Here is an 11,814-nt window from a genome sequence, read left to right as displayed (position 1 = left end):
AGTTCTCAATAGTGTGGTGGCGATAGCCTGAAGGATACACCTGTTCCCATGCCGAACACAGCAGTTAAGCTTCAGCACGCCAAGAGTAGTTGGGGGATCGCCCCCTGCGAGGGTAGGACGTTGCCACGCAACCGAAGCAGTTATCGAGCAATCGATAGCTGCTTTTTTCTACCTAAAGAACGATCAGCTGATCACTCTAAGTGAACGCTGATCGTTGATAGTCAGAACTATGAAAGCCGCTTATCGGATTTGAACCGATGACCTCTTCCTTACCATGGAAGTGCTCTACCTTCTGAGCTACAGCGGCAATTTATATTATACTACATGCTACCGTAGTCATGAAACTGGCAGTGATTAGAAAATGTAATTGAACTCAAAATGTGCTAGCAATAATTAATTGGGAGTAGTATACTAATATAGTTGGTAATTTGTAAAACAACATCGGGAAGTAGCTCAGCTTGGTAGAGCACCTGGTTTGGGACCAGGGGGTCGCAGGTTCGAATCCTGTCTTCCCGATAGCAAATCCTATAACTTGTGTCACAAGTATAGATACGATATGCTACAGTCATTATTGAGCATATGCCGGAGTGGCGGAACTGGCAGACGCGCTGGACTCAAAATCCAGTGTCCGTTGAGGACGTGTGGGTTCGAACCCCACCTCCGGTATCAAAAATGAGTAACAGCGTTTTACTCTGCAGTATATAAAAACACCCTGATGATTCCTTCATCAGGGTGTTTTTTAATTCAATTAAGCAAGGTAGAGCAGATAGTATCCAATCGCAGCTAATGCTTGAGCAGTGCTGATTTTTCCTACTTTTATCCATTTAATAACTTGCTTAAGGTCAACTAATTGAGCCGTAACAAATTCATCAGCGTCAAAATTAGTGTGTGTACGCATGGCTGGATTGAAATGAACTAACACCAATGCGGCCGTTTGATCCATGAAGCCTTCAGAAGAAGTAACGGTGGTCATCACGTCGGCAGATTGAGCAAGATAGCCAGTTTCCTCCTGAAATTCGCGTTTAGCTGCCTCTTCAGGTGATTCTCCAGGATTAATAATGCCAGCGGGCAAGGAAAGTGAATCGGCGTTAATACCCACTCGATATTCGCTAGTTATAACAACTTGCTGGTCATCTGTAAGCGCCAAAATAGTGATGGTGGGTGCAGTGTGAATGAGGTCTCTTTCGACTGAAAGGCCGTCTGGTGTGTCTACTTCACATTGTTCTACAGAAAAAACCGGACCCTGATATTGTTTTGTGTGTTTCTTGATGTGGCCTTCTTGGTGCCAATTATTAAACATGTGCAAGATTTCCCTTCTGGTTAGTGTTATATTTTATTTAGTGCTGGATTATGCAGCACCATTTTACTACAAGAGGTGGTCAGTGTGAATTTTATCGGGACATTATGCCTCCTGCTAGTTTTGACGACCTTTGCTGGACACTTCTCGAATCGAATGGGAATTCCGTCCGTGATTGGTCAAATTCTAGTTGGTATAGTAATGGGACCGGCAATGCTTAATTGGGTGCAGCCCAATCAATTGCTGAATGTTTTTTCGGATATTGGCGTTATTATGCTCATGTTTATTGGTGGGTTGGAGAGCAATCTGACACTGCTGCGGCGTTTTTTTAAACCGGCAATCGTGGTGGCACTGTGCGGTGTAATCATGCCAGTGGTATTTATGGGCGGCGCGGCAGTGGCATTTCATTTTTCAGTTTTTGAAGCAGCATACATAGGAGTCATTTTCAGTGCAACATCAGTTTCTATATCAGTAGCCGTACTACGTGAATACCATGCGCTGGATACTTCCGAGGGTGCGACCATCCTTGGTGCAGCTGTAGCCGACGATATTGTGGGCGTGATTTTATTATCGGTAATGATCAGTTTAATGGGCACGCAGGGCTTGAAAACTAGTGGTCAGCATACGAATATTGCTTTAATTTTATTGGAACAAGTCGCCTTTTTCGGTGGGACTTATTTAGTTGTACGCTGGATTGCCCCTTACTTAATGGGTATCAGCGAAAAATTATTAATGAATTCAAGCGTGACCATCATGTCTATGGTGATCTGTCTGAGCATGGCTTGGGTTGCTGATGCGGTTGGTCTAAGCGGTGCCGTGGGTGCTTTCTTTGCGGGAATCGCCGTTGCTCATACACCTTATCGAGAATTGGTTGAAGCGCATACCGAACCCATTGGCTACGCGGCCTTTATACCGCTTTTCTTTGTTGGCATTGGGCTGAGTATGTCTTTTCGTTATTTAGGACAGTCGCTGGGCTTGATCGTGGTCATGACAATTCTGGCTTGTTTGACGAAGTTGGTCGGCTGCGGTTTAGGGGCGCGATTAACGGGTTTTAATCTTCACAGTAGCTACGTGATTGGTTCCGGCATGATTTCACGGGGGGAAATGGGCATGATCACCGTGCAAATTGGTTTGCAGTCAGGCTTATTGTCTAATGCCACGTATTCGAAAATGGTACTGGTGATTATTTTAGCGACAATGATTGCACCGTTTATGCTTAAGCAAGCGTTGAAGCCAAGCAAAAAAGAACTGGAAACTGCTAGTGATAACTGATAATCAAAACACCGCCATGATCAATCAAAATTAGATGGTCATGGCGGTGTTTTAGTGTTTACGATTAATTTGTCAATTCGTGTTCAATTTTTAAGACTGATTTTGGCATTTTATCGGAAGCAATCAGCGGTGATACGGCACCGAGGCTCATTAAAACCAGATGATGCATTGCTCGGGTGGCAATGGTATACAGCGTACCGGTAAACCGCTGATCAGGAAAATTAGCGGCTGAAACGTTCCAGGCAATGACAGCGTCAAATTCCAGTCCCTTAGCAAGGTAAATGGGCATCACTAGCGTCCCCTTTGGTAGAGACAGGTCTGCATCCGTCATCAACGTGACATCGTTATTGTCGTGGTGAAGTTTTTGGTAAACTTCGTGAGCCTGTTCTAAATTCTTGGTCAGTATAGCTACCGTACTATTGTCAGCCCGCAAGTTAGTCACTTCATCTTCCAAGGCTTCGTAGCAACTTTCGGCATCGTAACGAATGACTAGCCTTGGCAGTTCACCAGGCCGGTTAAAGGCTTCAATCTGTTCGCCGTCTGGCAGCAAAGCTTTGGCGAAGGTCGTAATCGGTAACGTTGATCGGTAAGAGCGGTTCAGCTTCAATAGCCGTGGATGGTGTACGTTAAAGGCATCCCGCAAACTGGTTAGTAATTCTTCAGGAGTCTGAACGGCTTTGAACAACGCCTGTTCAGCATCACCCAAAAAAGTCATGTGGGCCTTTGGAAAAGCGTGGTGCAAATACTGCAGCTGGGCGATGGAGTAATCCTGCATTTCGTCTACGAATAAGTGGTGCATGGCATGATTTTGCCCGCCACCAGTTAAAATATCGCGGATGTAGAGCAACGGTGCGGCGTCGACTAACTCGCACTTATGGAATTCAATATCGTGCAGGAAATTGTTCTTGCTGGCAGTCATTGCGTCGGCAGAGATATCGTCAGGCGTATCAACGGTATCCATAAAGTCCGCGTACTGGCTGTAGATGTCCAAGAAGTAGTTGTTGTAAATTGCATCGTAGACTTTTCGCAGGCGACGGGTCACGATCTTTCGAGCGATGTAGTTGGTTTCAGCATCGACTTCTTGAAAATCATGAAGCCGCTTGGTACCTAACAGGTTGTGATACTCTTCGTCAGAAAGCTGATCAATTTCTTCAGCGACCCAGTCGGATTTGGCTTCTTGATTGATTCGCCGTTTTAATTGCTTGATCAGGATGTTTTTAGTTCGTAAGAAGCGTTCAGCAGGCTGCAAATGCGGCAGTCCCTGATAAATCTTTTCAATCTCAGCTTTGTCAAAGAAGACCCTGCCATCAAAATAAATATGGTTGAACTTAAAGTGATCGGGTGCCAGATTTTGACAGTAGTCCGCAATCTGGTGCATGTAGCGAGAAGATGACTTGTAATCGACAAGTGCCTGTTGCTCTGCGGTGAGGTCCAGGTCCTTTTCATAACGGTCAAACAACGATTCTACGTCCAGTCCTTGAAGCCGCTGGGTGAGGAAGTCCGCTAAAGTTACCTGACGCATGTTCCGTTCGCCCAAGCTGGGCAGTACGTCAGAAATATAGTGACTGAAAAGCTTGTTAGGTGAAAATAGGACGATCTGATCTGCCTGCAGTTCCTGCCGGCTATGGTAAAGCAGGAAAGCAATTCGCTGCAGAATGGCGGAAGTTTTACCCGAACCAGCAACGCCTTGAACGACCAGTAGGTCAGAATGAGTATCACGGATGATATCGTTTTGTTCACGCTGAATCGTCGCCACGATGTTTTGCATGGTTTCGTCATTTTGCTGTCCCAAAACATGCTGCAGCATTTCATCGCCAACGGTTTCGTTGGTATCAAACATGCTTTCAATTTTACCGTTTTGAATTAAGAATTGACGTTTTTTAGTTAACTTAGTTAATTGTTTACCAGCTGGGGTATCGTACGTAACATCGCCTAAAGTTCCGTTATAGTAAATGGCCGAAATTGGTGCCCGCCAGTCGTAAACCAGAAAGTTAGCGTCGTCATCGGTAAATGAAGCCGTACCAATGTAGAGTTTTTCCGTTTCAGTTTCACCGGGATCCTGAATGTCAATACGACCAAAGTAGGGTGATTTTTCCAAATCTTTGTAGACGTTCAACTGACCGGAAATAATTTGTTCGTTTTCAATCAGCCGTGATGCCAGGGCACGCTGCTGCTGCAGTTCAGCAGATGTTTCAATCCGGTCATCCACTTCAACGTAGTTCACCGAAGTGTTGGCACTGTAGTTTTCCTGCACCAGCTTCATCTCGGCGTGTGCTTTACTGTATTCCAGCGAGACCGATTTAATTTTTGCGGTAATTTGATTGATCACCGAATCGACGCGTTGCTGTTCCATTTTCTGTTCCTGTGATTCCAAAAAACCGCCTCTTTCGTTTAATGTGCTTGAACCATTCTAGTGTGATTAGGTGGTTGTGTCAATTGGAAAACCTCGGGGTTGATCGAACTTTGACAACACCTGGTAAATTGCTTAAAATAGAAGACATTATATGGATAAAATTCGTCAGTGCGTTTAGATCATTAAGACAGAGAGACCACGGATGCTGAAAGTGGCCACGATGATTAATTTGGAGCTGACTTGTGAATTTTAGGGTGCCTCCTTATCGGTGAGAGTGGTGACTTTACGTCACAAATTTAGGTGGTACCGCGGTTGACGTCCTATTGCATACGCAATGGGGCGTCTTTTTTATTAACCGGCGCTGCGCCAATAAGCAGGCACATGATTTGAAAGGGAGATTATGATGAGTAATAAGAAAATTATTTTAACTGGTGACAGACCTACAGGCAAGCTTCACATCGGACACTACGTTGGTTCTTTGCAGAACCGGGTCAAGCTGCAAAACTCAGGTGAATACGAATCCTTCATTATGATCGCTGACCAACAGGCGTTGACTGATAATGCCCGTGATCCAGAAAAGATCCGCAACAGTCTGATTCAAGTTGCCCTGGATTATTTGGCTGTGGGCATTGATCCGCAAAAATCAACGATTCTAGTGCAATCACAAATTCCTGCACTGAGTGAACTGACGATGCACTATTTAAACTTGGTGACTGTTTCTCGTTTGGAACGGAATCCAACGGTTAAGACTGAAATCAAACAGAAGAATTTTGGCCAAAGTGTTCCAGCTGGCTTCTTCATTTATCCGGTCAGCCAAGCTGCTGATATTACCGCCTTTAAAGCGACAACGGTACCAGTTGGCGAAGACCAAGAGCCAATGCTGGAGCAGACTCGTGAGATCGTACGGAGCTTTAACAGCATTTACGGTGAGGTCTTAGTTGAACCTGAAGGCTACTTCCCACCAGAAGGCGAAGGCCGAATTCCCGGTTTGGATGGCAACGCCAAGATGAGCAAGTCATTGAACAATGCCATCTATCTGTCTGACGATGCCGATACGGTTCAAAAGAAGGTCATGTCGATGTACACTGATCCAACTCACGTGCACGTTGAAGATCCGGGCCACGTTGAAGGCAACACCGTGTTTACTTACCTAGATATCTTTGATGACGATAAGCCAAAGGTGGCTGATTTGAAGGCTCAATATCAACATGGTGGCCTTGGAGATGTTAAAATTAAACGGTATCTAAACGATGTTTTACAAGCTGTCTTAGATCCAATCCGTCAACGTCGCGAACAGTACGCACAGGATATTCCTGGCGTTTACAAGATTTTACAGGATGGCAGCGAAAAAGCTAACGTGGTCGCTAACCAAACATTAAAAGAAGTTGTCGAAAAAATGGGTCTGAACTACTTCGGTTAAAAGTAATTGATCTGACAATAGAAAGGGTGTCGGGGGATGGATAATTTAGTGATCGTTGATTTGGGTTCTAACTCAGTTCGAATGACGATTAATGAAATTCGGCCGGATAAAACCTTTCGCGAAGTGGCCCGCTACAAGGAAGATTCACGGATCTCCGAAGGGATGGGCGATGAAAAAAAGCTTCAGGAGCCAGCCATTAACCGGACACTGGATGCCCTGCACAAATTCAAAACCTACTATGAAGACTTGCCTAATTTGACGGTTAAAGCGATCACCACTGCGGCCGTTCGCCAGGCCAGCAATCAAGCGGAATTTCTTGAACGAGTTGAACGAGAGATTGGTCTGAAGCTGGACATTTTATCCGGTGACGACGAGGCTTACTACGACTACCTGGGAGTTAAAAACCGGTTGCGGATAGAAGATGCACTGATGCTAGACGTTGGCGGGGCTAGTCTGGAGATGGTCAATATCAGTTCTGGTAAAGAAGCTAATCTGATTAGCATTCCCTTTGGCGCCGTCAATTTATCAGAACAGTTTAATTTAGCTGATGAAGTAGCTGCCGCTGATTTCTTCAACGCTACGATTTTCCTCAGAAAACGCTTGAGGGATATTTGGTGGCTGCACGAAGCGCAGACGAAGCCGTTGATCTTACTTGGCGGAGCTAACCGCTCCCTGGCACGGATGAGCAGACGGCAACAGCAGATTTTACACGTTGAACAGATTCACGGCTACCAGCTGACAACCACGGAAGTCTTCCGGTTATTTAGTATGTTGTTGCGCAAGACCCGGACTGAGCGTCAGCAGGTGTCTGGTCTTGAACCAGACCGCGCGGATATTATTATTGGCGGTATTATGCCACTAGTGTTATTGCTGCAAATGCTGGATTCAGACAGGGTGATTTTTTCGGAAAGCGGTGTGCGCGAGGGCATTATTCACGCATATCTTAATCACGACTATAATTAATTTGAGGTAAGGGATAGGTGAACATGGAAGCGGCGTTTTCACAGTTTTACAAGCGGACACCGGAGCAGCGCTTAGCAATTTTAGCCGACACGCTGGGACTGTCTGAAACGGAGCAACAGGAACTTAAACAGCGAGCAGCCCAGGGGGATGCACCGCTGCTGATTGAAAACTATTTGACCACGTATCAATTACCAGAGGGCGTTGCGGTGAATTTTCGCGTTAATGATCACGATTACGTGGTGCCCATGGTAACGGAAGAACCTAGCGTGATTGCAGCTGCCAGTAACGGTGCCAAGCAGTTGGCTCAAGCCGGCGGCATTACCGCTGCCGTCCATTCCAGACTGCTGACGGGGCAGGTGGTGCTTAGCGATGTGAAGGTTTTCGCCTCCATTGATGACTGGGTGGCCTTGCACCAAGATGAATTGCTGGACGTGGCAAAGCAGGCCCATCCTTCCATCGTTAAACGCGGGGGCGGGCCAAAGTCGATCCGTACCCGTGATTTAGGTGAGGGGTTTGTTTCGCTGGATTTGACAGTAGACGTGCAGGCGGCTATGGGTGCTAACATGATGAATACGATGCTGGAAGCAATCGCGGAAGTGGTGCAAAATAAGCTGCACCACACCACGCTATTTAGCATTCTTTCAAACGCTGGTGTTCAAAGCCTGACCACGGCCACGGTATCGGTTCCAGTGGCACAGTTAGCTGATGAATTAGCCGACGCTCAGCAAATTGCCAAGCGAATTGCTCAAGCCAGCAGAATTGCTCAGCTGGATCCGATGCGAGCGGTTACCCACAATAAGGGCATCATGAACGGTGTTGACGCTGTGGTCATCGCTATGGGTAACGACTGGCGGGCAATCGAAAGTGCCGCGCATGCTTTTGCGGTTAAAGATAACCAGTATCGCGGTTTAAGTCAGTGGCAGCTTGAAGGCGACCAGCTGACGGGGACTCTGACACTGCCGTTGCCGGTGGGTACCGTTGGTGGTGCCACTAAGGTGCTGCCACTGGTTAGCATCAATCAGAAACTTGCTCAAATCAGCTCGCCAGAAGACCTGATGAGACTGATTGCTGCGGTGGGGCTGGCACAAAACTTTGCCGCCATTAAAGCGTTAGTGACCAGCGGTATTCAAAAGGGCCACATGAAAATGCAGGTTCGTTCGCTGGCGATGACCGTTGGCGCAACTCCTTCTGAAGTGCCAGTGCTGACTGGTCAACTGATGTCCCTTAAAGATCCTAATGAATCACAAGCAAAACAATTATTGATAAAAATTAGAAACAACGAGGAGGAAAAGCATGCAAAACGTTGAGATCAATTCGGAGACGCAATCCTTATTAGACGCTGTTAACGAAATTTTTCCTGGTAAAGTTGAGCTGCAGTTTATCGGTAAACTGCAAAACGGCTATGTTCGCCATGATCAAGCACAGGCGGTTCAGGATAAAGACAACATTATGATTCAAGTCAGTGACCTGTCGGCTCCGGACTACACGGCTTCTCATGAACTCCTGCATCTGCTCATGACACTACGAGGGTTCCCACAAATTTTCTTTGCCATTTCAACCGGTGAAGAACAGCTTGATCAGCAATTGATGATGCTGGGAACGGAACTCTACGATACGGTCTGTCACATCGTTGTTGTGAGTGAACAGCGCAAGCATGGGCTGATTGATAACGATATCGAGCAGATGTATTTAAAGGGAATCCAGGCAACAATTACGCCCGAGCCAACGCCTGTTGACGATAAGATGACCTTGCGACTGCTGACACTGACGGATGCACTGGTCTTTTACGGCGACGGTAATAAGTCAGTTAACGAGCAGTTAGCTAAGGATTACCCGATCTCCTTCGCGGCGGCTAAGAAGCTGTACGCGCTGATCACCGAAAAGCCGGTTGATTCACCGTTTACACTGCGTCGCAACATTGTGAAACTATTCAAGGCCTTTGATGAGCAGTTGAAGGACTGGGGCTTGCCACCAATCAACATGACGGAATTTGCCACGATTTCTAACGTGATGTCTAAACGTCAGCTGCGGCTGGAAGTACGTCAGACCTTTGAACTGTACCACTCTGATATGGTCGACATTAAGACTAAGCGGCGGGCATATGTCGGTATTAATCGGGCGGATGGTCAGAACTCCTTTGTGATCTCTGCGCCAACTAAGGATAACGATAATCCCGACTATTACAAAGCCATTTACTCACTATCAGTTGAAGAACTGTTTAAGAAACTAGAAATGCCGTATATTTTACGATAAAACAGACGATGATCGGAGGTCATAATCATGGATGAAACGATTCAACGTGCATTTGAACAATCAAAGCGAATCGTGTTCTTGACGGGTGCGGGAGTTTCAACGCCGTCTGGGATACCGGATTATCGGTCTAATAATGGCTTGTATACCCACCATAAAAACGCGGAGTATTACTTGAGCCACACGTGTCTGACCCAGGAGCCAGACGTGTTTTACGACTACGTAAAAACCAACTTGTATAAGCCGGATGCTAAACCTAACGTGATTCACGAAAAGCAGGCGGCACTGACGCAGCAGGACCGGGCAACTATTGTGACCCAAAACATTGATAACCTTTATCGTGAAGCTGGTGCCAAGCACTTGGTGGAATTTCACGGCAATCTGTACCGGGTATACTGTCAAAAATGTCATCAGCAAGTTGACTGGCATGATTACCTCAAGAGCCCGGTTCATGAAGGCTGCGGCGGGCAGTTGCGGCCAGATGTCGTCTTGTATGAGGAAGGGTTAAACGAAGCTAACATTTCCAACGCGGTCAATGCCATGCAAAACGCTGATTTGATAGTGATTACGGGAACGTCCATGCGGGTTTATCCCTTCGCTGGGTTACTGGATTATCGTAATCCAATGGCACCAGTGATCGTTGTCAATAACGAGCCGCTTTCGTTCTCATTTAACTTTGAAATGGTACAGGAAGATGCGGCGAAGTTTTATGATCAGCTAAAGGTGTAAATCTAACCAGCAGCATTTCGACCGGTTCGCCGGTCATACATAATTACGGGGGGCACGATAATGAGTAAGTCGCGTTTGGAGGCATTTACCGATGGTGTCATGGCCATCATCGTCACCATTTTAGTTTTGGAAATTCCGGAGCCGAACGGTACCACGTTTGGCGCTTTATGGCCATTGCGTTATAAATTGATCCTCTATCTGCTGAGCTTTTTGACGGTAACGGTTTACTGGAATAATCACCACCATTTATTTCAAATTACCCGGGTGATCAGTGGCGCGGTTCTGTGGGCTAATAACTTCTTTTTGCTGACTATTAGTGTGCTGCCAATTGCTACAGATTGGGCGGGCAGCCACACGGATTATGCAGCACCGGAAGCAACTATGGGAATCGTTTTTCTGGCGGTCAACATTAGCTTTTATGTGTTGGTTAAAATGCTGTTGGCGGCCCATGAACCCGATTCAGTGTTCACAAAGTTTTTCGGTAAAGGACAGCGGAAGTCCTGGTATTCCATGGGGATGGCTTTATTAGGAATTATATTAGCCTTTGTTTGGCCACCGCTGTCGGCGATTCTTTGTTTCGGTTCCCTGATTCCCTGGATCATACCGGATAACCGGGTTGATCGTTACTTAAAGAAAAAGAGTAAGCAAAAATAATCTAAATAGTGAGTGAGGTGCTTTCGATGATTACAATTGGGTTAACGACTTGGAAGGAGCACCCAGCTTTAGTTCAAAACGTTCAGCGGGACGTGACCTTGCCAGAGTACGCGGCAGTCTTACCAGTCGTGGAATTAGATACACCGTTTTATGGCATTCCCCAAGCGACCACCGTTGTTAATTGGCAAAAACAGGTGCCACCAAAGTTTCAGTTTATTTTGAAGGCCAATAAATTAATGACGAAACACGATTATGGTAAGGAAGTTGCCAGCGATGAAGACCGGCAGCGGGCGTTTATCGAGTACCGGCAAATGGTACGGCCGCTGGTTAAAGCCCATCAGCTAAAAACGGTTTTATTTCAGTTTCCGCCATTTTTTCAACGGACTACGGAAAACTTACAGTGGCTGTTTGAGATTCGTGACCAGATGGCGGATTTACCAATTGCGGTAGAATTTCGTAACCCGAGCTGGTATGATCCGGCTTTAATTGGGGATCTTATGCGCTATTTAAAGGGGCTTAACATGACCCACGTAATCGTTGATGAGCCGCACCGCTTAAACGATGGCGTGCCGTTTGTGCCCCAGGTAGCTGATGACCGGCTAGCGCTGATGCGCCTGCACGGCCGCAATGAGCAGGGCTGGTTTAACCAGGGGAAAGACTGGCGCGGAGTCCGGACACTCTATAAATACAGCGATGATGAGTTGGCAACCTTTGCTAAAACGGTCACGGCATTAGCTGACCAAGTGCGGGAAGTTTGCGTGATTTTCAATAATAATTCTGGCCGTGATGCGGCACCTAACGCGCTGGCATTACGAGATTTATTGCATTTATCGTGGCAGGGATTAGGTCCTCAGCAAATGAGTTTGTTCTGAAAAC

At 46.5% G+C, this 11,814-nt stretch carries 10 protein-coding genes, 3 tRNA genes and 1 rRNA gene; 11 read left to right on the top strand and 3 right to left on the bottom strand.

Annotation, left to right across the window (positions count from 1 at the left end; all coding sequences use genetic code 11):
- Nucleotides 1-12: 12 nt before the first annotated feature.
- Nucleotides 13-129, top strand: a 5S ribosomal RNA gene (gene rrf, locus JUE95_RS10555).
- A 105-nt stretch (nt 130-234) separates the two neighbouring features.
- Here the strand turns inward: rrf and JUE95_RS10550 are convergent.
- Nucleotides 235-307: transfer RNA gene (locus tag JUE95_RS10550), tRNA-Thr, on the bottom strand.
- A gap of 135 nt (nt 308-442) precedes the next feature.
- Between JUE95_RS10550 and JUE95_RS10545 the strand changes: the two genes are divergently transcribed.
- Nucleotides 443-516, top strand: a tRNA-Pro gene (locus JUE95_RS10545).
- Nucleotides 517-581: 65 nt separating this feature from the next.
- Nucleotides 582-666, top strand: a tRNA-Leu gene (locus JUE95_RS10540).
- An 82-nt stretch (nt 667-748) separates the two neighbouring features.
- On the opposite strand, the gene JUE95_RS10535 is transcribed toward JUE95_RS10540, so the two are convergent.
- The gene (locus tag JUE95_RS10535) at nt 749-1,300 is read right to left on the bottom strand and encodes an NUDIX hydrolase (protein WP_203651390.1); all 552 of its coding nucleotides are present in this window, start codon (nt 1,298-1,300) and stop codon (nt 749-751) included.
- An 84-nt stretch (nt 1,301-1,384) separates the two neighbouring features.
- Between JUE95_RS10535 and JUE95_RS10530 the strand changes: the two genes are divergently transcribed.
- Entirely contained in the window at nt 1,385-2,569 is a 1,185-nt protein-coding gene (locus tag JUE95_RS10530) for a cation:proton antiporter (RefSeq protein WP_203651388.1), read from the top strand.
- A 64-nt stretch (nt 2,570-2,633) separates the two neighbouring features.
- On the opposite strand, the gene helD is transcribed toward JUE95_RS10530, so the two are convergent.
- Nucleotides 2,634-4,943, bottom strand: a complete 2,310-nt coding sequence (helD, locus tag JUE95_RS10525; protein WP_235995448.1) for an RNA polymerase recycling motor HelD — start codon at nt 4,941-4,943, stop codon at nt 2,634-2,636.
- A 382-nt stretch (nt 4,944-5,325) separates the two neighbouring features.
- Between helD and trpS the strand changes: the two genes are divergently transcribed.
- The 7 genes from trpS to JUE95_RS10490 are packed head-to-tail and all read left to right on the top strand — an operon-like array spanning nt 5,326 to nt 11,810.
- Complete coding sequence (gene trpS, locus JUE95_RS10520; RefSeq protein ID WP_203651386.1) at nt 5,326-6,342, top strand: tryptophan--tRNA ligase; 1,017 nt, start codon at nt 5,326-5,328, stop codon at nt 6,340-6,342.
- 36 nt (nt 6,343-6,378) lie between these two features.
- Nucleotides 6,379-7,305 carry a Ppx/GppA family phosphatase gene (locus JUE95_RS10515; RefSeq protein WP_203651384.1) on the top strand — a complete coding sequence of 309 codons (927 nt, stop codon included), beginning with the start codon at nt 6,379-6,381 and terminating at the stop codon, nt 7,303-7,305.
- A 23-nt stretch (nt 7,306-7,328) separates the two neighbouring features.
- The gene (locus JUE95_RS10510) at nt 7,329-8,612 is read left to right on the top strand and encodes a hydroxymethylglutaryl-CoA reductase, degradative (RefSeq protein ID WP_203651395.1); all 1,284 of its coding nucleotides are present in this window, start codon (nt 7,329-7,331) and stop codon (nt 8,610-8,612) included.
- Entirely contained in the window at nt 8,599-9,558 is a 960-nt protein-coding gene (locus tag JUE95_RS10505) for an IpaB/EvcA family protein (protein ID WP_203651383.1), read from the top strand. The genes JUE95_RS10510 and JUE95_RS10505 overlap by 14 nt, the downstream gene beginning before the upstream one ends.
- A gap of 27 nt (nt 9,559-9,585) precedes the next feature.
- The gene (locus JUE95_RS10500) at nt 9,586-10,284 is read left to right on the top strand and encodes an NAD-dependent protein deacylase (RefSeq protein WP_203651382.1); all 699 of its coding nucleotides are present in this window, start codon (nt 9,586-9,588) and stop codon (nt 10,282-10,284) included.
- Between the two features lie 60 nt (nt 10,285-10,344).
- Nucleotides 10,345-10,938: a TMEM175 family protein gene (locus JUE95_RS10495; RefSeq protein ID WP_203651381.1), complete on the top strand. Its 594-nt coding sequence runs from the start codon at nt 10,345-10,347 to the stop codon at nt 10,936-10,938.
- A gap of 26 nt (nt 10,939-10,964) precedes the next feature.
- Nucleotides 10,965-11,810: a DUF72 domain-containing protein gene (locus JUE95_RS10490; protein WP_203651380.1), complete on the top strand. Its 846-nt coding sequence runs from the start codon at nt 10,965-10,967 to the stop codon at nt 11,808-11,810.
- The last annotated feature ends 4 nt before the right edge of the window (nt 11,811-11,814 follow it).

It is taken from the genome of Secundilactobacillus yichangensis (assembly GCF_016861565.1).
Lineage (GTDB): Bacteria > Bacillota > Bacilli > Lactobacillales > Lactobacillaceae > Secundilactobacillus > Secundilactobacillus yichangensis.
Note: the sequence above shows the minus strand (reverse complement) of the source record. Positions and strands in the feature narration are given on the sequence as shown.

Coding starts and splice junctions, on each gene's coding strand:
- trpS (WP_203651386.1), top strand. CDS start 5,326: ATGAGTAATAAGAAAATTATTTTAACTGGTGACAGACCTACAGGCAAG.
- JUE95_RS10490 (WP_203651380.1), top strand. CDS start 10,965: ATGATTACAATTGGGTTAACGACTTGGAAGGAGCACCCAGCTTTAGTT.
- JUE95_RS10495 (WP_203651381.1), top strand. CDS start 10,345: ATGAGTAAGTCGCGTTTGGAGGCATTTACCGATGGTGTCATGGCCATC.
- JUE95_RS10505 (WP_203651383.1), top strand. CDS start 8,599: ATGCAAAACGTTGAGATCAATTCGGAGACGCAATCCTTATTAGACGCT.
- JUE95_RS10510 (WP_203651395.1), top strand. CDS start 7,329: ATGGAAGCGGCGTTTTCACAGTTTTACAAGCGGACACCGGAGCAGCGC.
- JUE95_RS10515 (WP_203651384.1), top strand. CDS start 6,379: ATGGATAATTTAGTGATCGTTGATTTGGGTTCTAACTCAGTTCGAATG.
- JUE95_RS10500 (WP_203651382.1), top strand. CDS start 9,586: ATGGATGAAACGATTCAACGTGCATTTGAACAATCAAAGCGAATCGTG.
- JUE95_RS10535 (WP_203651390.1), bottom strand. CDS start 1,300: ATGTTTAATAATTGGCACCAAGAAGGCCACATCAAGAAACACACAAAA.